This is a genomic window from Gemmata obscuriglobus, assembly GCF_008065095.1.
In the GTDB taxonomy this organism is placed as follows: Bacteria; Planctomycetota; Planctomycetia; order Gemmatales; family Gemmataceae; genus Gemmata; species Gemmata obscuriglobus.
Map to the genome: position 1 here is coordinate 389645 of NZ_CP042911.1, position 19378 is coordinate 409022.

The 19378-nt window shown below is 68.3% G+C and carries 21 protein-coding genes and 1 pseudogene; 9 read left to right on the top strand and 13 right to left on the bottom strand.

The genetic code is table 11. From position 1 onward, the window contains the following. Positions 1–9: 9 nt before the first annotated feature. From GobsT_RS01690 to GobsT_RS01705, 4 genes are all read left to right on the top strand, one after another. Positions 10–294, top strand: coding sequence for a DUF427 domain-containing protein (locus GobsT_RS01690; RefSeq protein WP_010045465.1), 285 nt, complete (start codon positions 10–12; stop codon positions 292–294). Positions 295–301: 7 nt separating this feature from the next. Continuing rightward, positions 302–1039 (top strand): ATP-binding cassette domain-containing protein, encoded by a 738-nt coding sequence (locus GobsT_RS01695; protein ID WP_010045463.1) that lies wholly within the window; start codon positions 302–304, stop codon positions 1037–1039. Then, entirely contained in the window at positions 1036–2547 is a 1512-nt protein-coding gene (locus GobsT_RS01700) for an ABC transporter permease/substrate-binding protein (RefSeq protein WP_010045462.1), read from the top strand. The genes GobsT_RS01695 and GobsT_RS01700 overlap by 4 nt, the downstream gene beginning before the upstream one ends. Before the next feature lie 70 nt (positions 2548–2617). Next, positions 2618–3388 carry a carboxylesterase family protein gene (locus GobsT_RS01705; RefSeq protein WP_010045461.1) on the top strand — a complete coding sequence of 257 codons (771 nt, stop codon included), beginning with the start codon at positions 2618–2620 and terminating at the stop codon, positions 3386–3388. A 140-nt stretch (positions 3389–3528) separates the two neighbouring features. On the opposite strand, the gene GobsT_RS01710 is transcribed toward GobsT_RS01705, so the two are convergent. Then, positions 3529–4056, bottom strand: coding sequence for a peptidylprolyl isomerase (locus GobsT_RS01710; protein ID WP_029601130.1), 528 nt, complete (start codon positions 4054–4056; stop codon positions 3529–3531). Between the two features lie 655 nt (positions 4057–4711). Continuing rightward, positions 4712–5779, bottom strand: a complete 1068-nt coding sequence (locus tag GobsT_RS01715; RefSeq protein ID WP_010044852.1) for an alpha/beta hydrolase — start codon at positions 5777–5779, stop codon at positions 4712–4714. Between the two features lie 80 nt (positions 5780–5859). Between GobsT_RS01715 and GobsT_RS01720 the strand changes: the two genes are divergently transcribed. Then, a complete protein-coding gene (locus GobsT_RS01720) occupies positions 5860–6342 on the top strand; it encodes a hypothetical protein (protein WP_010044850.1) in 483 nt (160 codons plus the stop codon). A gap of 319 nt (positions 6343–6661) precedes the next feature. On the opposite strand, the gene GobsT_RS01725 is transcribed toward GobsT_RS01720, so the two are convergent. The 3 genes from GobsT_RS01725 to GobsT_RS01735 form a co-directional block, all read right to left on the bottom strand. Continuing rightward, complete coding sequence (locus GobsT_RS01725) at positions 6662–6994, bottom strand: ATP-dependent Clp protease adaptor ClpS (protein ID WP_010044847.1); 333 nt, start codon at positions 6992–6994, stop codon at positions 6662–6664. 351 nt (positions 6995–7345) lie between these two features. Beyond that, entirely contained in the window at positions 7346–7759 is a 414-nt protein-coding gene (locus GobsT_RS01730; RefSeq protein WP_010044845.1) for a hypothetical protein, read from the bottom strand. Further along, positions 7759–8709, bottom strand: a complete 951-nt coding sequence (locus tag GobsT_RS01735; RefSeq protein ID WP_010044844.1) for a DUF1559 domain-containing protein — start codon at positions 8707–8709, stop codon at positions 7759–7761. The genes GobsT_RS01730 and GobsT_RS01735 overlap by 1 nt, the downstream gene beginning before the upstream one ends. Before the next feature lie 548 nt (positions 8710–9257). On the opposite strand from GobsT_RS01735, the gene GobsT_RS01740 reads away from it, so the two are divergent. After that, positions 9258–10274, top strand: a complete 1017-nt coding sequence (locus tag GobsT_RS01740; protein ID WP_010044843.1) for a hypothetical protein — start codon at positions 9258–9260, stop codon at positions 10272–10274. Positions 10275–10357: 83 nt separating this feature from the next. Here GobsT_RS01740 and GobsT_RS01745 read toward each other — a convergent pair whose 3' ends face one another. The 6 genes from GobsT_RS01745 to GobsT_RS01770 all read right to left on the bottom strand — a co-directional run bounded on the left by GobsT_RS01745 (position 10358) and on the right by GobsT_RS01770 (position 16223). Next, positions 10358–11041, bottom strand: a complete 684-nt coding sequence (locus GobsT_RS01745; protein WP_010044842.1) for a DNA-3-methyladenine glycosylase family protein — start codon at positions 11039–11041, stop codon at positions 10358–10360. Between the two features lie 358 nt (positions 11042–11399). Further along, positions 11400–12377 (bottom strand): DUF1559 family PulG-like putative transporter, encoded by a 978-nt coding sequence (locus tag GobsT_RS01750; protein ID WP_010044838.1) that lies wholly within the window; start codon positions 12375–12377, stop codon positions 11400–11402. 63 nt (positions 12378–12440) lie between these two features. After that, entirely contained in the window at positions 12441–12752 is a 312-nt protein-coding gene (locus GobsT_RS01755; RefSeq protein ID WP_010044835.1) for a hypothetical protein, read from the bottom strand. 1314 nt (positions 12753–14066) lie between these two features. Next, positions 14067–14681, bottom strand: coding sequence for a macro domain-containing protein (locus tag GobsT_RS01760; protein WP_010044833.1), 615 nt, complete (start codon positions 14679–14681; stop codon positions 14067–14069). A gap of 45 nt (positions 14682–14726) precedes the next feature. Continuing rightward, the gene (locus GobsT_RS01765; RefSeq protein ID WP_010044832.1) at positions 14727–15758 is read right to left on the bottom strand and encodes a tetratricopeptide repeat protein; all 1032 of its coding nucleotides are present in this window, start codon (positions 15756–15758) and stop codon (positions 14727–14729) included. A gap of 189 nt (positions 15759–15947) precedes the next feature. Continuing rightward, entirely contained in the window at positions 15948–16223 is a 276-nt protein-coding gene (locus tag GobsT_RS01770) for a hypothetical protein (RefSeq protein WP_148087573.1), read from the bottom strand. Positions 16224–16481: 258 nt separating this feature from the next. Between GobsT_RS01770 and GobsT_RS01775 the strand changes: the two genes are divergently transcribed. Continuing rightward, positions 16482–16688, top strand: a complete 207-nt coding sequence (locus tag GobsT_RS01775) for a hypothetical protein (protein ID WP_010044830.1) — start codon at positions 16482–16484, stop codon at positions 16686–16688. Positions 16689–16762: 74 nt separating this feature from the next. Here GobsT_RS01775 and queF read toward each other — a convergent pair whose 3' ends face one another. Beyond that, the gene (queF, locus tag GobsT_RS01780) at positions 16763–17128 is read right to left on the bottom strand and encodes a preQ(1) synthase (protein ID WP_029601099.1); all 366 of its coding nucleotides are present in this window, start codon (positions 17126–17128) and stop codon (positions 16763–16765) included. A gap of 98 nt (positions 17129–17226) precedes the next feature. On the opposite strand from queF, the pseudogene queC reads away from it, so the two are divergent. Further along, a pseudogene (queC, locus tag GobsT_RS01785) lies at positions 17227–17931 on the top strand (7-cyano-7-deazaguanine synthase QueC); the annotation flags it as partial. Positions 17932–18010: 79 nt separating this feature from the next. Here the strand turns inward: queC and GobsT_RS01790 are convergent. Beyond that, complete coding sequence (locus GobsT_RS01790; RefSeq protein WP_010044827.1) at positions 18011–18352, bottom strand: hypothetical protein; 342 nt, start codon at positions 18350–18352, stop codon at positions 18011–18013. Positions 18353–18459: 107 nt separating this feature from the next. Here GobsT_RS01790 and GobsT_RS01795 point away from each other — a divergent pair, with 107 nt between their 5' ends. Next, the gene (locus tag GobsT_RS01795; protein WP_010044826.1) at positions 18460–19374 is read left to right on the top strand and encodes a dihydroorotate dehydrogenase; all 915 of its coding nucleotides are present in this window, start codon (positions 18460–18462) and stop codon (positions 19372–19374) included. Positions 19375–19378: the final 4 nt, after the last annotated feature.

The following is a 19378-nucleotide window of genomic DNA, read 5'->3' on the forward strand; positions in this document are numbered from 1 at the left end:
GAGATCGTCGTGCCGAAAGCAGTTTGGAACGGGGCCGTGCTGGCCGAGTCCGGGGACACGGTCGTGGTCGAGGGCAACCACTACTTCCCGGCGAGCGCGATCCGCGCGGAGTTCTTCAAGCCGAGCGCCACGCACACCGTCTGCGGGTGGAAGGGCACGGCCAGTTACTACACCATCGAGGTGAACGGGCAGCAGAACCCGGACGCCGCGTGGTACTACCCGGAGCCGAAGGACGCGGCGAAGGAGATCGCCGGGCGGGTGGCGTTCTGGAAGGGCGTCCAGTTGGAGTGGTGACGGCGCGATGTTTCGACTCACGGACGTGACCAAGGTGTACGCCGGGCGCCCGGCCCTGGGGCCGCTCGCGCTCGACGTGCCGGCCGGGCGCACGACGGTGCTGATCGGCCCGAGCGGGTGCGGGAAGTCCACGCTCGTCCGGCTGCTGGTCGGGCTGGTCGAACCGGACGCCGGCGCCGTCATGTTCAACGGCACGCCCGTCACGCCGGCCACGGCCCGCGCGGTGCGGCTGCGCACCGGGTACGTCATCCAGGACGGCGGGCTGTTCCCGCACCTGACCGCGCGGGGGAACGTGACCTTGATGGCCCGCCACCTCGGCTGGGACCGCACGCGGATCGCGGCGCGGGTGGGTGAACTGGCCGACCTCACCCGCTTCCCGGCGGACGGACTGGACCGCTACCCGCAGCAGCTCTCCGGCGGTCAGCGGCAGCGGGTCGGCCTGATGCGCGCCCTCATGCTCGACCCGGACGCGCTGCTCCTCGACGAGCCGCTCGGCGCGCTCGACCCGCTCGTGCGGGCGGACCTCCAGGGCGAGCTGCGCGACATCTTCCGGGCGCTCGGCAAGACGGTGGTGCTCGTGACCCACGACCTCGGCGAGGCCGTGTTCTTCGCGGACCGCATCGTCCTGTTGCGCGACGGGCAGATCGTTCAACAGGGGAGCGCGGCGGACCTGTGGCACCGCCCCGCGGACCCGTTCGTCACGACGTTCGTACAGGCCCAGCGCGGGCCGGAGGTGCCCGCGTGACGCGCCAGCTGCCCGCATTCGTGTGCGCGGCCCTGGCCGCGACGGTCGCCCTCGTCCCCGGTTGCTCGCCGGCGGCGCAGAGGCCGGTCGTGATCGGGTCGAAGAAGTTCACCGAGTCGGTGATTCTGGCGGAGATGGGAACGCAACTCGCCCGCGCCGGCGGGGCCGAGGCCCGGCGCGACGACCTTGGCGGCACCCCGGCGCTGTGGCTCGCACTCACGCAGGGCGACATCGACGCGTACCCCGAGTACACGGGGACCATCACCCGGCAGATCCTCAAAGACGACCCGCCGGACCTCGCCGCGGCGCTCGCGGCGCAGGGCGTCCGGATCAGCAAGCCGCTCGGGTTCCGCAACAACTACGCGCTCGGGATGCGGAAGGACGTGGCCGCCGCGAAGGGCGTGCGGAGTATCTCGTACCTGCGGCAGCACCCGGAACTGCGGTGCGGGTTCATTCACGAGTTCCTCGACCGCCCCGACGGGTGGCCCGGCGTCAAGCGGCACTACGACCTGCCGCAAACGGACGTGCGCGGGATGAACCATACGCTCGCGTACCGGGCGCTCGTCGAGCGGGCGATCGACGTGACCGAGGTGTACACCACCGACGGCGAGATCGCCCAGTACGACCTGCTCGTGCTCGACGACGACCGCAACTTCTTCCCGGCCTACGAAGCGGTCTGGCTATACCGCGCGGACCTGGAATCGCGGCACCCCAAGGCGGTCGAGCAACTGCGGCGGCTCGAAGGGCGCGTCACCGAACCGCAGATGCAGCGGATGAACAGCCTGGCGCAAGGCGAGCAGAAGAAGGACGAGCGCGAGGTCGCCGGCGAGTTCCTGACCCAGACCTTGGGGGTTACGGCCGGGGCAACGGCCGAGCCGGGCGACGGGACGCTCGCCGGGCGCGTGCTGGAGACGACGCGCGAGCACCTCAAGCTGGTGCTGCCGTCGCTGCTCGCGGCGGTGCTGGTCGCGGTGCCGCTCGGCGTACTCGCCGCCCGGCGGCCGGCGCTCGGACGGGTCGCGCTCGGCGCGACCGGCGTGCTTCAGACGGTCCCGTCGCTGGCGCTCCTGCTGTTCATGATCCCGGTGATGAAGTGGCTCGTCGACGAGGGGACGGGGCCGGCCCCCGCGATCGCGGCGCTGTTCCTGTACAGCCTGCTGCCGATCGTCCGGAACGCGCACGCCGGGCTGACGAGCATTCCCGCCCCCCTGCGCGAGTCGGCCGCGGCGCTGGGGCTCTCCCCGTGGGCGATCCTGTGGCGGATCGAGTTGCCGCTCGCGGCGCCGACGATCCTCGCAGGCGTGCGCACCGCGGCCGTCATCAACGTGGGCACGGCGACGCTCGGCGGGTTCATCGGGGCGGGCGGGTACGGGCGCCCGATCCTCCGCGGGATCGACAAGTTCGACGTACCGCTGATGCTCGAAGGGGCGATCCCCGCCGCGGTGCTCGCGCTGGCGATCGAAGGGCTGTTCGGATTGGTCGAGCGCGCCGTCGCTCGGCGGGGGTGAGCGTTCACCCGCCGACCGGGCCGGTGGTCGCTACAACAGCGTCGGCACCTTCCCCCCGCGAGCCCACCCCATGAAACACGTTCTTGCCGCGTGCGCGCTGGCGCTTCTCACCGCACCCGTGCGTGCGGCCGAGCCGGAGGCCAAGGAGTTCAAGGCCGACGGCAAGTCGCTCCCGTACCGGTTGCTGAAGCCCGCCGACGCCGAACCGGGCAAACGGTACCCGCTGGTGGTGCTCCTGCACGGGGCCGGCGAGCGCGGGAGCGACAACAAGAAGCAACTGGTGTGGTTCTGGAAGGACAAACAGCCCAGCGTTCTCACGCGCCCCGAAGTCGGAGCGGCCAAGGCGTTCGTGCTGATCCCGCAGTGCCCGGAGGGCAAGAAGTGGGTCGAGGTGCCGTGGGAGAAGGGCTCCTACACGTCGCCGGAGGTCAGCGAGCCGCTGAAACTCGCCCTCGCCCTCACGGACTCGCTCCTGAAGGAGCTGCCGATCGACCCGGACCGGGTTTCGATCGTGGGGATGTCGATGGGCGGGTACGGGGCGCTGGACGCCGTGCAGCGGCGGCCGGAGCTGTTCGCCGCGTGCGTGCCGATTTGCGGCGCCGGTGATCCCGCCAAGGCCAAGGACATCGCCCACGTCGCGGTGTGGGCGTTCCACGGCGACGCGGACACCGTCGTGCCCGCCAAGGGGTCGCGGGACATCGTCGCGGCGCTGAAGAAGGCCGGCGCGGAGCCGAAGTACACCGAGTACCCGAAGGTCGGGCACAACAGTTGGTCCCCGGCGTTCGAGGAAAAAGAGTTCTGGAACTGGATCTTCGCTCAGAAGCGCCAGACCAAGAAATGAGCCGCAGAGTGCGGCGCGCGGAACGGGCAAGACGGCTCGTGCCACGCACCCGAACGGCGGAGTTGTCAACGAACGCGATGCGACCGCGATCCCCGTCACGGTTTGCGGTTGCGTGTGTGCGATCCCACCGTACAGCGAAACTATCCGACCTTGCCGCAGTCGCTGATGGTGACCTTGGCGGATGTCTTCCCGCTCCGCGAGCCGACGGCCTCGATCTTCTTGACCACGTCGTAGCCCGTCACAACCTGCCCGAAAACGACGTGCTTCCCGTCGAGGTGTGGTGTCGCGGCGGTGCAGAGGAAGAACTGGGAGCCGTTCGTGTTCGGGCCGGCGTTCGCCATCGAAAGGGTGCCGCGGCCGAAGTGCTTGCCCGCCTTGCCCTGGAAGGTCTCGTCGTCGAACTTGCCGCCGTAGATCGACTCACCGCCGCGGCCGTCGCCGGAGGTGAAGTCGCCCCCCTGGCACATGAAGCCCGGGATCACGCGGTGGAACGACGAACCCTTGTAAGCCAGTGCCGCTCCGGCCTTGCTCTTGGTGCCGACGCACAGTTGCAGGAAGTTCTCGGCGGTTTTGGGGCACGTGTCGGCGAACAGCTCCATCTCGATTCGCCCGGCCGGCTTGCCGTCGATGGCGATCTCGAAGAACGCCTTGGGGTTCTTCGGGTTCACGGCGTGGAAGGGCTTGTAATCGTCGCCGAGGAGCCCCCCGCGCTCGGGCGCCGCGGAGCGACCGCCGTCGGCGTCCGGCCAATTTGTCGTACACGCGGGCAGAACCGCGACGCAGGCCAACAAAACGGCTCGACGCAGAAGAATCATGGGCCGGTGGGTCATGGCGACCTCCACAAACATCGGATCGGGGCGCTGCGCCCGTGAAACTGCGGCGTGTACTGCTGGACGGGAGGCCGGTCAAGCGGAGTTCAGTGGTTTCAAGTTCGGGCCGCGCAGCGATGTGCGGGTTCTCATACATGAACCCATCTGCGGGGGCGCTTTCTTGACGAGCCGCGACCGCCCGGGAGCGGGATACGTGGCACCGCTCCCGGGCGGTCGCGGCTCGTCAACAAAAGCGGCAGCATTACCAGGTACGTGTATCAGTGTGGCCCGCCTTGGGGCTCGGAGGTGCGTTGCGCGCCAACCGCCAGACCGGCCGCACGAGGAGCGGACACGGTCTTCGGAGCAACTGTTCACGGAGTGAGCGGATCACACTTAACGGCCGGTGCATGAAACGACTGGCCCCGGTACGACACCAGGGCCGGCCGGTTCCTCTGCGTTGTCTTGTGCCTTTTGCGGCCGATCGGCTCCTGGCCTTCAGTTCCGGCCGCGCGGGTCACCCCGTTGCGAACAGGAACTGCAAGATCCGGTCGAACCGGGCGCCCCAGGACGCCTCGTTGTGTGTCCCGCCCGGCACCTCGGTGTAGCGGCAAGGGTTCCCGTACCGCGCGAGCAGCGCGGAGAGCCGGCGCGTGCGGCGCATGGTCGCGGCGCGGCCCACGCGGGACGGGCTCTCGTGCTCGCCCACGTCGAGCCACACCCGGCACCCGCCCAGCCACCCCCGCGACACCGACACGTTCCGCAAGAAGTACTCGCGGTCCCACCACAGCGACGGCGACACCGCCGCGCACTTCCCGAACACCCCCGGGTACCACTTGCACAGGTGCAGCGAGATGAGCCCGCCCATCGACGACCCGCCGACCCCGGTGTGTGCCGGCCCGGACAGCGTGCGGTACGTCGCGTCGATGAACGGCTTCACCTCCTCGACCAGCAACCGCCCGTACCCGCGGGAGAGGTCGTGGTCGCGCCGCGGGCCGCACCGCACCGGGCCGTACTCTCGGAGCCGGTCCGGGGTGTTGGCCAAGCCTACCAGAATGACCGGCGGCACGCGACCCGCCCGGACCTCGCGCTCGGCCACCTCGTCGGCGCCCCACGGCACCCCGCCGAACGCGGTGTGCGCGTCGAACAGGTTCTGGCCGTCGTGCAGGTAGAACACCGGGTAGCGGCGGTCGCGCTCGGCCCCGTACCCCGGCGGGAGCCACACGCTGACCGTGCGCGCGTGCGGCAGGAACCGGGACCGGAAGTCGTGGTGGTAGTCGACGCTGCTCTGGTCCCAGCCGTTCACGTGGGCTTCGATCACGGGCGGCCCGTCGGCCCGGACCTCGCGCGGGAAGAACTCGTGCCCGCGGCCGTCGTTCTCGGCGTCGCGCCAGCGGCCCAGGGTCACGAGGAACCGGCCGCGGAACCCGTCGGGCAGTTCGAGCCGGGCGCGCCGCGTCCCGTCCCCCCACGGGTCGAGCGGGACGCCGGCCGCGGACCAGTCGCCGAGCGGCCCGTCCCCGGCCAGGAACGCCCGCCGCCACGGGGGGGTGGACTCCGGCACCCGCACCACGAACTCGACCATTCGCCCCTCGAAAGGTGGTTCCGCGCGCCGCGGTTCCGCGTATTATTCGCTCCAGGCCCGTCGCGGCGGAGTGTCAAGTCATGCCCGATCCGACTGAGATCGTATCGTCCCTGGTGGCGGCCGGGTTCACCCATCTGGTGTGGATTCCCGACAGCCACCTCGGGCGCTGGGAGCCGGCGCTCCGCGGTTCGCCGCTCGCGCCGGTCCGCGTGTGCCGCGAGGGCGAGGCGGTGGGCGTCGCCGCGGGCCTCATGCTCGGGGCCGCCCGCCCGCTCGTGGTAATGCAGTGCACCGGCTTCTTCGAGGCCGGCGACGCGGTGCGGAACGTGGTCCACGACCTGAAGCTGCCGCTCAAGCTTATTATCGGTGTTCGGAGCGAGCTTAACGCCCGTGCCGGTAAAAGTGCCGACAACTGCCCGCACTTCGCCGCGCGCCTGATCGAGGCGTGGGAGGTCCACCACGCGCGGTTCGACCCGTCAACGAACGACATCGCGCAACTCGCCCGGGCGGTGGCGGCGCTGGCCGGGCACCCGACCGCGTCCGCCCTCCTGTGGGCGGAATGACGCCGAATCGTGCGAGCTGTTTTCCGGCGCCGGTCCGCGGTGCCATCGGGTTGATATGGCGGAACGCGCGGATCGAGCGCGGCACGCGGCGGGGCTGATTCGTGATCCGGTTGGCTGTGTCTATTTCTTGTCGCTCAGGCAATGATGCCTGTGCAACAAAAACACAAAACCTGGTACTCGGGCCGCCGATTCGCTGGCGCGTCGCGGCCACTGGGGCGCACGACGAGAACAGGACTATTCACTCAGACGAACGGACGGTGATGCCGGTCCGAAAGATGTGCCGCGACATTGTAGTTTTGTCGGCTCTTCGCCTTCAATGCTACGCAGCCGGTTCGACCGTGACGCCGAGCGGGTGCCCGTTCTTCGTCACGTGCGGGTCCGGGCCGAACGACTTGATCTGATCGGCCTTCAGTTCCGCCACTTCCAGCGCGCCGATCCACACCGCGACTTTGCCCTGCGTGTGCGCCTCCAGCATCAGTTCGACGCACTTCTCCACGGTGTACCCGAACACTTTGCGCAGCACCGTCACGACGAAGTCCATCGTGTTGGTGTCGTCGTTGTGCAGCACCACCGCGTAGGGCGGCTGGCGGCGCGTGCGGGTTTCGGTCTCCTCTTCGGGAACGACGTCCGGGGTGGGCGTGGCGTTGGCCATGAGTCCGGTCTCTCGGGAGCGGGCGGTAACAACGGTTAGTATACCCCCCTCGCGCGGCGCGTGGAAGTGCGCTGCCGGCCCCGAAAGTACGGTCGCCAGCCGTACCGTTGGTCCGTCCCGTCGTTTCAAGCTGGCACAGTCGTGACGAGATCAATGACGTGATCGGAGGTTACACCGCATGCTGACGCAGGCGGGTGGCGCACAACCAACGAACTTGAAACGACTGGAATCGCCGGGCTCGTTCCCACGGGTGAGCGCGGCGTCACGCCCCAATATGAACCGTTCGACCGCCCGGCGGCGCCTGCACGCACGGCCCGCAACGGGGCGAACAACCGGGAACCTCGGGAGTTGTTACTTCGTCAGGAGACGGAAGTCGTGCGCGGCGTTGGCGGCCGGGTCGTAATCCACCTGAAGGGCCGAGTTCCGGTTGTACTTGGGCGGAATCACGTTCACGGTCTCGTCGCGCATCGTCCCCGGGGCGGCGTCCGGGTCCGGCACCCGCCGCCCGGTCTTTTGCTCCGCGATGATCTCGACCCGGTACCGCCCGGCCGTCGGGCCGCGTTCGACCGGGATCTCGTACTGCCCGTCCCGGACCTCGCCCTCGGCGCTGATGCCGTTGGTGAGGGCGAAAAAGCGGACCTTCCCGGTCGCGAGCGGCGTCCCGTCCACCGAGACGGTCCCGCGCACCGGCCCCCGTTTGGGGGCCGCGTCCCCGCACCCGATCAGCGCGGCCAGAGCGACCGCGCGCCACACACCCGCACGCATCAGAAGTCCCCCAGCACTTCGCCGCCGGCCATGCTGCTCATGCCGGCCCAGGTGGCGAGATCGACCGAGTTGCGGACGAACCGCACCGAGCCGTCGCACAGGGCCACGCTCACCCCGCCGCTGTGCCGGCTGCGGCTGCCCATGAAGAAGTTCAGCGAGTCGGCCGTGGACCGGATGCACGGCCACCCCTGCTGCGGGTTGTCGATGCACTGGCCGTAGTCCCCGGACGGGCTGTTCGGGGTGATGCGGGCCGAGATCTCGTAGCACCCGGAGTCGTTGTTCCAGATCCGCCCGCGCCGGTCGGTCAGGTCCCCGGAGTGGTCCCGCGGCGGCTGGAGCATCTCCATCAGGCACAGGGTGTTGCTGGTGCCGTCCGTCATGTCCGTGAACCTGGCGCCGAACTCCAGCCAGAACGGCGAGCGGCCCGCGGTGCCGACGTTCAGCGGCGCGGGGTTGCTGGCCGGTCCGCCCTGGTCGAAGAACGCCCACCGCCCCCAGTTCACCCCGTAGTTCCCCTTGTAGTCGTTGGTCGGCGACCACGGCTCCTGGGTCTGGTCGGACGGGCACTGGAACAGGGTCAGCTTCTGGGACCGCGCCAGCGTGTTGTTGGCGTGGTTGAAGTCCTGGGCCTGGTCGTAGTTCTTGTACAGGGTGTCCTGCTCGATGTACGGCAGCACGTCGGCGACGAACGGCTTGCGCTTTTTGGTGCTGAGCAGGCCGGTGACCGGGTCGTTCCCCTGGCTGCCGATCGGGAAGCGGCCGTTGGACGACTCGCTGTTGTGGCACGCGAGCGCGAGCTGTTTGAGGTTGTTCTGGCACTTCATGCGGGCGGCGGCCTCGCGCACCTTCTGCACCGCGGGCAACAGCAGCCCGATCAGAATGGCGATGATGGCAATGACGACCAACAGTTCGATCAGCGTGAACCCGTAGCGCGGGCGGGCGGTGGGCATGTAATAGGTTCCGAGCGGATGGAGGTAGGCGCAGCACCAAGCGGTTGGGCGGGCGGCCGTGGAGTGCTCCGACGGCCCGTGTGGGTGGAGAGTATTGCCGCCGCACGTTCGCAACACAAGCAGAAATGTTCCGCCGCACAACCGAATCACCGCGGCGCCCGGAGAGGAAGGCGGTGGGCCGCGGAATACGCGCCCCGGTTGCCGATCGGCCCGGCGGAGTGGCATGGCGCCGATTGTCCGGGGTAATCCGGGCAAAATTTGCGGGCCGGAGGCCAGTATGCCGGTGCCGTAGTTTACCGCGAGTGGGCAAGAGGTAGGCTGAACGGAGCGGAGCCGCGCGGTCTGATTCACCATCTGGTTGAAGAGTAACCGCTCGGCCGGACGTCGGTTGCACCCGCCGGTGTCAGCCGGCGGGTGACGCTACCAATTACCGATACTCGTCGATCGGACTTGGTATGAGTACCCCGTTGCGGCCGTTGCTCCGAGTAGACACCTGCGGCCGACCGCACCGTCCCGCGGCCCGCCCTTCGTTCCGGTCCGGTGCGAACATGAAGAGCTGGTATCTCGTCCCGGTGCTCGCCCTCGCGCTGCCCTTCGCCCCGTGCGGCGACGTGCTCGGCGGTCCCAAGTCCGATCCGCTCGGGCCGAAGGCGTACCCGCCCGTTTACGTCCCGGCGGAGGCGCCGCACGGGTACCTGTACCAGCCCGCCGCGGACCTCCGCACGGTGCCCCGCGGCGACGCCGTGAAGTACGCGCCGCAGGCGGGCGATGTGCTTCTGCTGAGCGACCCCGATCCGCTGTTCACCACTCTGTACGTAATCGCCCGGAGCGGCCGGCCGGGTCACTCGGCGGTGGTCATTACCATGCCGGACGGCCGCCTGGGGGTGCTGGAATCGGGGTTCAGCTTCACGCCGTGGACGCGGATCACCCCGCTGGACTACCGCCTCAACCTGTACTCCGGGCACATCTGGGTGCGGCCGCGCCAGGAGCCGCTGACGGCGGAGCAGGACCGCGCGCTGACCGAGTTCGCGCTGGCGGCCGAGGGCGGAAAGTACGACCTGCGGAAGTTCGGGATGCAGCTCACGCTGTTGCGGGCGCGGAACCCGCTGGTCACCCGGTTCGCGGGGAAGCCGGTCGGCCCGGGGCAGAAGTACGTGTGCGTGCAGATCGTGCTGGAGGCGCTGGTGTACGCGGGGCTGATCGACGGGGAGACGGCGCGGCCCGGGGCGACCTATTCGCAGGACCTGTTTTACGACCGGTCCCGGAACCCGTACATCGACCGGCACCCGCCGCTGGCCGGGCGCGGGTGGGGTCCGCCGCAACTGTGGACGCCGATTCCGGGCACGGCGCTGCGCGGGCAAGACCGGCCGCAGCCGCCGAACGCGTGGCCCGGCCCCGGCGGCGCGTACCGGGTCGATCCGATCCCGGTCGCCGACGGCCAACCCCCGGTGCCCACGGTTGTCGGGTACGTTCCCGGCACGCCGGATCTGACGCTCCCGACTCAAAGCCCCCCGCGCCGCATCAGCTTCTTGGACCGCCCGTATCGTATTTTCTCGCGCCGCTGACGGTTTACCTGACGGCCCGAACGATGGGCCGGCGGCGTTGATCCAGGTGAACGGGCTGCAGCCGTTGGGGCAACCATTCGGCCTCACTCGCCCTGGTGCGCTTTGTCCAGGCTGCGCCAGAGGTACCACAGCGCAACGCTGCGGTACGGCTGCCACGGCTTCGCCACCCGGGTGAGCTTCGCCGGGTCCGGTAGCTTCCGGAGCCGGAACAGGTTCTTCACCGCCACCTTGATCCCGTAGTCCCCCACCGACAGCACGTCCGGCCGCCCCAGCCCGAATAGCAGGTACATGTCCACGGTCCAGGGACCGATGCCCTTGATGACCGTGAGCCGCTCGCGGATCGTGTCGTCGTCCAAGCCGGCGATGCTCGGCAGCAGGTCCGGGTTGGCCCGCGCGTGCTCGACGACCGCCCGGAGCGTCCGCTGCTTCGGGCCGGACACCCCGCACTCCTTGAACTCGGCTTCCGACAGCGCGGCGAGCTTGTCCATCGGCATGATGCCCTCACGCTGCCACATCGCCAGCGAGGTGCCATCAGCCGGATGTGGCCCCTCCGGCGGCGGGTTCACCGCCCGCGCGAGCCGGTTGTAAATCGACTCCGCCGCCTTCGTCGAGATCTGCTGACCGATCACGCACCGCACCAGCAGCGTGAACGGGTCCTCGCCGCGCGGCATCAGCAGACACGGCCCGACGCGGCCGATCAGCCCGTTCATGACCGGGCACGCGGCCGACAGGTGCTCCCGGGCCTGTTGGTAGAATGGTGTGGACATGCGGCCAGTATAACGGCGTGCGCCGCGAGATGCGAGCCAAAGTGTCCCGATCGCGTTCGGCGACCGGTGCTTGAGAACGGACTGCGGAATGAACTCCGCTCTGGGTAACACTGCGGCCCGAGGCAAGGGTGGGTAAGCACCAACACTCGATGGGGGGGGCAAGAGGATTTTTGACAGGATTTACAGGATAAACAGGATTTCAAGTTGATCTGTCTCCATCCGGCAAATCCTGTCGATCCTGTCAAAATCTGCATTCGTAAAAACGAACATGCGATCATCCGTCCGTTTCGCCCGCGTCTCTTGGCGGGAACGCTCGCATCCAGTCACCTGAACCGGCTGCGAGCGGGCGAATGGCCGGTCACCAATCGGCAAGGATTTCACCGCCGGCCGGGGTCACGGCCCCCCAGTACACGGGGGACGCGATCCCGGTCGCGAGCAACCGCACGCTCCCGTCGTAGAGCGCCACGTACATCCCCTCCCGGTGCGGCGACTGCGCCTGGTCCCGGTCGCACGCCGTGCGGGCCGGCACCGGCGCGGCCTGGAAGGTGACCTCCGGCGGCGCGAACATCACGCCGGAGCGGGCGCCCGTTGCCGGGCGGCTGTACGGCGGGTTACCGGCGGTGTGCGGGTAGTAGTCGAGGTAGCTCGTGGCCACGGCGGGGAACGGCCCGCCGTCGGCGAACGTCGCCCGGCGGACCCGCAAGTCGCCCCGGCGGAACAGGGCGTACTTGAAGTACACGTGGTTCACCCCGCAATCGGAGGCGTAGTGCCCCGCAAAGGCGATCGTTTGGGAGAAGCCGTCGGGCAGCGCCGCCGCTTGCAATGCCCCCTCGCGGAACACCTGCGCGTTGGCCGCGTAGCTGGACAGGCCGGCGTCGAGCGGGCCGAACTGCAACCCGACACTGGGCGGCACGCCCCCCGGGAACGTCGGCGGCGCACCGGCCCCCAGCGACAGCGTCGGGTCCGATGGGTCGAGGAAGGTCGGGATGACCGGCGCGGACGGCGGGTCGTCGACGGCGTCCCGCGCGTCCGCGAGCAACTTATCGGCCGCAGCCGACGCATCGAGGTACGGCAGAACCGCGACGAACAGCGAGCGGCCCGCGTTGGGGCTGCGCTCCCCGCCGTTCACCGCCGGCAGCCGCTCCCCGGACGCGGACGAGAAGTTCAGCGTCGCGAGCTGGATCTGCTTCAGATTGTTCTGGGACCGGAGCCGGGCGGCGGCCGCGCGCACCTTCTGAACGGCGGGCAGCAACAAGCCGATCAGCAGCGCCAGAATTGCGATCACCACCAACAGCTCAATTAACGTCAGACCGCCGCGCGTCCGTGAATGCGACATGAATCACTCCTCCTGCGAAACGGCGGCCGGGCCGTGCGCCCAACCGCCGGACGGGATCCATCCTCAAGGCTGCACGGCAATTCCCGTGATTGGGGCACTTGCCACATCGAACGAAGCGTCACCGGCCTGGGGGTTCTTCTTCTTGAAGGTGAAGACGGCGTAAACGTCATAGGTTCCCGCCGTCTTCACCGTTTCGTCCTTGAGTTTCCACGTGCCGTTACCGTAGTCGACGATGATAACCGGGGACGGCGCGGTTCCGCCAGCGGAAGGTGAGAGCCGCAACTCCGCCGCAATGATGTCGAACGTGGGAGGGAGGTTGACAGTCCCTTCGGCACTGATGACCAGCTTGCCGCCCTTTGCGCTCGTCGTCGTCACAGAGAAGCCTGGATGTGGCGACTGCTGCGCAACGGAAATAAGTGAACAAGATGCCAATAGCACAATAGAGCAGACCAATTGCCGACAATAATTCATGTCGAACGCTCCATTCTTGTGACGGGCCAGCTGCGATAGTCGCCTCAAAATCAACGCCTCCCGGAGTAGTGTAAGCTGGCCAATCGTGCAGAACAAGCCGATACCAATGAAGCAACAAAAACTTCACACTAACGCATTTAAACGTGTTAATCCATTGCAACTGGTTCACGGCGAAGCTCGCTAACCCGAGTCTTCCGAGAACGGCGGCGCACTTCAGGCAGGAAGCACGTCGGGTTCGAGCGGTCGCGCAGTACACGCTCGGCCCGGCGCGCCGGGTAGCCCTCCTCGTGCCGCCCGCGGGCGGCACGAGAAGACGGCTTTGCATGTGACCCATGCCCGCTCGGGTTGTCCCGGGGCCGCGGCCTTTACGAGAGGCGGCCGATGGCCGAGCGAAACAGACCAGGGAAGCCGTCACCACCGCTCCGACGCGCGAGCATCCGCTCGCCGGTCGCTTTGGGCCGAAGCCCTTCTGTCATCAGCCGGGGCGGCACGGCACTCAATCAACGCTGTGCGCCTGCTCGGGAACGGCGACTCACCACGCTGGCGCAGGCGAGATCGCTGAAAACGGTCATCGGTCGACCTCCGGTTGCGTTCCGCCGCCCCGCTCGGCTTGAGGGGCCATGATAGCTGAAGCTCCTGCGATCTTGTCGCGTTCAGTATCAGGGCCGCTGGAGGGACGGGTCCAACCGATAGCCCCCATGTTCGGGCCACACAGGTCGGGATGAGCGGTGCGGACGGCGCTTGAGGGTGAGGTGCAACGGATGGCAGCGTGGAGAATGGGGCGCCGACGGGATACTCGCGGGCGGTTCGCTACCTCTCGGACTACCCGTTCGCTACCAACCCGCTGCCGGTCCGTCGCGCGCGGATAATCCGCGCAAGCGACACAGACGCTCCTGCCTGCGCGACCGTCCCGCGCTGCACAGACAGGAATGTCTGTGCCACAAAGAGAACAGTCAAGCGGGTGACGCTTGAGGGTGTAACGTGGGTGACGGGTGAACGAACGGGGTGCTGACGGGACACTCGCGGGCCGTTCGCTACCTCGCGTACTACCGGTTCGCTGCCAGTTCGCTCCCCGCGAATTATCTGCACAACCCGCAGGGTCGGACCGCGTGCCCGGCCCAGAGTGAGTTGCCGCCCACGGGGATGAGGTGTAACGGGGGTTACAGGGCGGCCATCGAGTCTTCGCTGACACGGCACGCTCGCAGCCCGGAGAATCGGCTACTTCGCCACCTGGCGCGGGCCGTCGTAACAGACCGAGCGGTGCCGCTCGATCACGAACTCCCAGTCCAGGCGGTGCGGCGGGTCGAGGTAGTTGCGCCACGCCGCTGCCATCTGCCGGGCAGTCTCGTCGAACGGCACCCCGCCGAAGCCGGTGCCCATCGCGGGGAACGCCACGGTTTCGATCCGGTGCCCGTTCGCGTTGTTGTACGCCTGCACCGCCAGCAGCGCCGCCCAGGTGGCGCAGTAGACCTTGTCGGTGCCGTCGATGTTGCCGGGCACCCGCATCGTCGGCGCGTGGACCAGAAAGGGGAGTGACGCATGGCCCGTTTCCAGCACGAACGCCGTGCCGATCGGCTGCTCGCCGAAGTAGTCGTTCAGGATGCGGTGCTGCACCCGGGCCATCAGCTCTTCGCCGAAGAACCGCACCACCGCGGCGTCGATGCCCGCGGTCATCATCCCGAAGGCGTTGCCGGCGGTCACGAAGCAGTCGTGCGGCCCCAGGTCCTCGAACCGCCCCTGAACGACCCGCACGTTGCGCAGCCCGTCGAAGCGGCGCGCGAAGGCGTCGCACATCGCGAGCTCGGGGTGAACCAGCCAGATGTTGTCGATCATATCGGCGCCCGCGCCCGCCGCGACCGCGGCCGGGTCCGGTCAGCGTCAGCCGACGCGCGGGCGGTTGTTCGTCGAGGGCTTCCTCGTCAACTTGCGGACGAGCGCGAACAGCGCAACGAGCCCCACCACACCAAAGTAGACCCACACCGCGCCGAGCGTGAACGGGACTTCCGGGGGCGGGTCGGTCGCGGGCGCGTCACCCCCGGCGGGCAACAGCTCTTCGGGGTTCGCCGGCCCTTTCTCCTTCGCGGCCTTCACCACCGCCTCCCGGTGCGACATCAGCACTTTGCGGTTGCTGTATGCCAGCGAGGAGACGCACTCGTTCATGATCCGCTCGGCCGCCGCGAACTCGCCCCGCGCTGCGTACACCTCCGCGAGCAGCCAGTAGAGCCGGGTGTCGTGCGGGAACCACAGCACCAGTTGCTGCACCGTCGCCAGCGCGTCCGGCGGGAGCTTCGCCCGCTCCGCGGGAACCAGGGCGCCGTCGGCCACCTGGGCGAAATTGACGGGGAAGATCGCGTCCGGCAGTTCGTTCTCCGGCGTCGGCCGGCTGCGGGCTTCTTCCATGCGCAGGCGGAACAGCTTCAGCAGCGCCCCGTTGTTGAGCTTCAGTTGCCACGCGAGCTGTTGCGGGGTCAGCCCCGGGAGGCTCTTGGGCGGCGTCTCCTCGTTCGCGATCGTGAGCAGGTTGTACGCCCGTGCCCAGTCCAGCACCTTCGGGTCGCTCGGGCTGGGCTGGGCCGCCGCAATGTGGGCCAGGGTGACGTTACCCAAATAGCCCTGTCGCTGCCGCCCCACCAGGGTGCCGTCGGCGTCGTCGGCCTTGCGGAACCGGAGCAGGTCGACGGCCAGCGCCACGTTCTCTTCCTGCGTCCGCTGCGGGACCTTGAGGCGCCGGTCGATGCGGTCCTTGAGCACCCCGCGGTCGCTCCGCACCATCTTCTGCGGGTCGTTGGGGTTGGGGCGTTCGAGGGGCCAGTCCGGGTTCCCGGCGTTCATCAGCACGAGCCGCCGTCGGGCGAACTCGCTGAACGGCAGCGGCTCGGGCACGCCCTGCGCGTTCACCGGAATCGCCATCGGTTCGTCCGGGTGGTGCAGCGCCGCATGCGCTCCGGGGCGCGCGAGAAGGGACGCCAATACGACCAGAACAGCGACCCTGCCGTAGCGCCTCACAGTGACACCCTCTGGCACACCGAACAGCGACACACCTGACACAGTTGAGGTGCACGGCGAAAATTTTTTGCACCTACTTCGATTGTAATCATGTCAGGCAGGAGTAACGTCCGCGGGCCGGGCAATTCCGTGCCCCGTTTCGGGAACTCTGGCGCCCGGCTCCAGCACGGATATGATTTCGGTGGTACAGTCAACGCCACCGGTCGTATTGATCCAGACGGACCAGAGCGTCCAGGCGAGCCCCCAGGGAACGCCCCACGGGCCGAGCGCGAGTGCCAGCAGGCTGAACCACAGGCCCCGCAGGTACCGGACCTGCCAGGAGCCGGTGAGATAGACCGGTGACTGCCGGCGCACTGTAACGAACAGCAACGAGAAACAATACTCGAACCGAACACAGCGCGACCCGGCCGCGATCCGGGTGCGCAGCTCTTCGGCGAACAGGGGACGGGTGCCACGCAGTTTGAGGAGATCCGAAGAAGAAGGGACATTCCGGACTGCGGTTTGCATTGCGTCAACTACTCTCAGAAAAGAAGCCCCTGGCGGTGCTTTTGCGACCAAAGTGCGGGCACTTCTGCCCGACGCATGAGCAAGCCTGAGACCATAACAAAGACAATGAGCACGAATCCCATGCCGTTACTCGACCTCGTGACCCAGCGGGTAACCGATCGCACCGGCCGTCGGGTGCGGAACTTGGAAGTCGAGATCGCCACCGGCGGTGAGCGTGTGGTGATCCGCGGCCGGGCCAACTCGTACCACGTCAAGCAGCTCGCCCAGGAGGGCGTGTTCGAGGCGCTGCCGAACGTCCGGCTCGAGAACGCGATCGTCGTCGAATAAGCCGCACGCTCCGCACAACCGGCACAAGCGGCAGATCAGGAGAGCACGCCTCCGAGCCTGCCGCCGGTTGGGTGTCAGCTCTTCTGCGCCTCGAAGTTGCACGTCACGGTCGTGGAGATGCCGCCGCGCGGCGTCCACACCGACACCACCTTGCACCGCACCGGGTTGCACGCCGCCACAAAGTCGTCCAGCAGGCGGTTCGTCACCTGCTCGTAGAAGATCCCCTGGTTGCGGAACCGCTGGAGGTACAGCTTCAGCGACTTCAGTTCCACGCACGTCTCGGCCGGCGTGTAGGTGAACGTGATGGTGCCGAAGTCGGGCTGGCCGGTCTTCGGGCACACGCTGGTGAACTCCGGGCACACGATCTCGACCGCGAACTCGCGCCCGGGGCGGGGGTTCGGGAACGTCTCCAGTTGCTCGACGGACGGGGTTTCTGTCAGTTCCATGCTGCACATCTCGTGGGGTTGCACAGTATGTTGATAGCTGAACGTGCTGGCGTCTTGTAGGGCGCGCCGCGCAAAGCGCGGCCGCCGCCGTCCGGAACCATCTCATGTCAAAAGCGGTCGTGCTCCTGAGCGGCGGACTGGACAGCACCACGGCCCTCGCGGTCGCACGGGGGCAGGGGTTCGAGTGTTACGCGCTGTCCGTGGATTACGGGCAGCGGCACCGCGTCGAGTTGGAACGCGCCGCCGTGGTCGCGAAGGCGCTGGGGGTGATCGAGCACCGGACCGTGAAGCTGGACCTGCGGGAGATCGGCGGGTCGGCGCTGACGAGCGACCTCGCGGTCCCTAAGGACCGCTCCGACGGCGAAATGGGGCACGGGGTGCCGGTCACGTACGTCCCGGCGCGCAACACGATCCTGCTCGGGGTCGCGCTCGGGTTCGCGGAGGTGGTGGGCGCGTTCGACATTTTCATCGGCGCCAACGTTCTCGATTACAGCGGCTACCCCGACTGCCGCCCGGAGTTCCTGAGCGCGTTCGAGGCGCTCGCGAACCTCGCGACGAAGGCCGGCACCGAAGGCGCGGGGCGGTTCCGGGTTCACTCGCCGCTGCTGAAGTTGACGAAGGCGGAGATCATCCGCGAGGGGGTGAAGCTCGGGGTCGATTACGCACAAACGCTGAGCTGCTACGACCCCGACGCCGCGGGCCGTGCGTGCGGCCGCTGCGACTCGTGCCTGCTACGCAAGAAGGGCTTCGCCGAAGCGGGCGTCCCGGACCCGACGCACTACGCGGTCGGCGGGTGAACGAGAACCGAGGTCGGGGCACGAATGCACGGCGTGTGATTCGGGGGCGACGGGCGTCTGTACTATGATTCTCGCCCACTCACTCCCCGCTCCCGCCCGGTCCTTTGCCGAACTTCTCCTTGAGGCCTTTGAGCTTTTCGGGGTCGAACTTGTCGCCGAACTTCTCTTTGAGCTGCTTCACCTTCTCGGGGTCCAGCTTGCTCTTGTCGAAGCCGCCCTTCGCGAGCTTCTCCTTGAGCGCCTTGAGCTTCTCGGGGTCCAGTTTGCTTTTGTCGAGCTTGCCGGTTCCCTTTTTCGCGCCGGCCGGCGGGATGTCGGTCGGCACCTCGCGCGGGGGCGGAGCCACATCGACGCCGTGGGCGTCGTAGCTCACCACGCCGGTCAGCACGAACAGAGCGGCGGCGAACAACTTGCGGGACATTGCGGGCACCTCGTTGGCGGGCACGGAACCGAGCCGATACCCTATCAACACGCGAGTGTCGCACCGGTTACACGCGCCCGATGGACCAATTCCGAGAACCGCAAGAGATGATCGATCTGTCCGTTTCGCTGGGCCGGCTCGCGCTGCGCAACCCCATACTGGTGGCCAGCGGCACCTTCGGCTACGCGAAGGAGATGGCCCCGTTCGTGGACTTCGCGAAGCTGGGGGGCGTGATCCCGAAGACCGTCACGCACGCGCCGCGGGCCGGGAACCGGCCGCCGCGCACGGTGGAAACCGCCTCCGGGATGCTCAACGCGATCGGGCTCGACAACGACGGCCTCGAGCACTTCCTCACCCACCACCTCCCGTACCTCAAAACGCTGCCCACGGCGATCGTCGGGAACATCGCGGGCAAGAGCGAGGACGAGTTCGTCGCGATGGCGGCCCGGGTGCATCAGAGCCGGGACGGGTTGGCGGCGCTGGAACTGAACCTGTCGTGCCCGAACGTGGCCGGCGGCACCGACTTCGCCACCGACCCCGAACTGACGAAGCGCATCATCCGGCGGTGCCGCGACGCCTGCCCGGACCTGCCCCTCATCGCCAAGCTCACGCCGAACGTAACCGACATCACTCTGATCGCGCGGGCCGCCGCCGACGGCGGCGCCGACGCCGTGAGCGCAGTGAACACGTTCGTCGGGATGGCGGTCGACTGGCGGCGCCGGAAGCCGATCCTGGGGAACGTGACCGGCGGGCTGAGCGGCCCGGCGATCAAGCCCCTGGCGCTGCGCGCGGTCTGGCGGATCGCGCAACTGAAGGCGGTGCCGGTGATCGCGGTGGGCGGGATCGCGTCGCTCGACGACGTGATGGACTTCCTGGTGGTCGGCGCGAGCGCGGTTCAGATCGGCACCGCGAACTTTTACGACCCGACCGCCAGCGTGCGGATCGTAGACGCGCTCCCGGGAGCCGTCGCGTCGCTCGGCGCGACCGCGGCCCGGCAGGTGGTCGGAACGCTGAACACGTAAAACG

Coding starts and splice junctions, on each gene's coding strand:
- GobsT_RS01695 (WP_010045463.1), top strand. CDS start 302: ATGTTTCGACTCACGGACGTGACCAAGGTGTACGCCGGGCGCCCGGCC.
- GobsT_RS01705 (WP_010045461.1), top strand. CDS start 2,618: ATGAAACACGTTCTTGCCGCGTGCGCGCTGGCGCTTCTCACCGCACCC.
- GobsT_RS01715 (WP_010044852.1), bottom strand. CDS start 5,779: ATGGTCGAGTTCGTGGTGCGGGTGCCGGAGTCCACCCCCCCGTGGCGG.
- GobsT_RS01720 (WP_010044850.1), top strand. CDS start 5,860: ATGCCCGATCCGACTGAGATCGTATCGTCCCTGGTGGCGGCCGGGTTC.
- GobsT_RS01725 (WP_010044847.1), bottom strand. CDS start 6,994: ATGGCCAACGCCACGCCCACCCCGGACGTCGTTCCCGAAGAGGAGACC.
- GobsT_RS01730 (WP_010044845.1), bottom strand. CDS start 7,759: ATGCGTGCGGGTGTGTGGCGCGCGGTCGCTCTGGCCGCGCTGATCGGG.
- GobsT_RS01735 (WP_010044844.1), bottom strand. CDS start 8,709: ATGCCCACCGCCCGCCCGCGCTACGGGTTCACGCTGATCGAACTGTTG.
- GobsT_RS01740 (WP_010044843.1), top strand. CDS start 9,258: ATGAAGAGCTGGTATCTCGTCCCGGTGCTCGCCCTCGCGCTGCCCTTC.
- GobsT_RS01745 (WP_010044842.1), bottom strand. CDS start 11,041: ATGTCCACACCATTCTACCAACAGGCCCGGGAGCACCTGTCGGCCGCG.
- GobsT_RS01750 (WP_010044838.1), bottom strand. CDS start 12,377: ATGTCGCATTCACGGACGCGCGGCGGTCTGACGTTAATTGAGCTGTTG.
- GobsT_RS01760 (WP_010044833.1), bottom strand. CDS start 14,681: ATGATCGACAACATCTGGCTGGTTCACCCCGAGCTCGCGATGTGCGAC.
- GobsT_RS01765 (WP_010044832.1), bottom strand. CDS start 15,758: ATGGCGATTCCGGTGAACGCGCAGGGCGTGCCCGAGCCGCTGCCGTTC.
- GobsT_RS01775 (WP_010044830.1), top strand. CDS start 16,482: ATGCCGTTACTCGACCTCGTGACCCAGCGGGTAACCGATCGCACCGGC.
- GobsT_RS01790 (WP_010044827.1), bottom strand. CDS start 18,352: ATGTCCCGCAAGTTGTTCGCCGCCGCTCTGTTCGTGCTGACCGGCGTG.
- GobsT_RS01795 (WP_010044826.1), top strand. CDS start 18,460: ATGATCGATCTGTCCGTTTCGCTGGGCCGGCTCGCGCTGCGCAACCCC.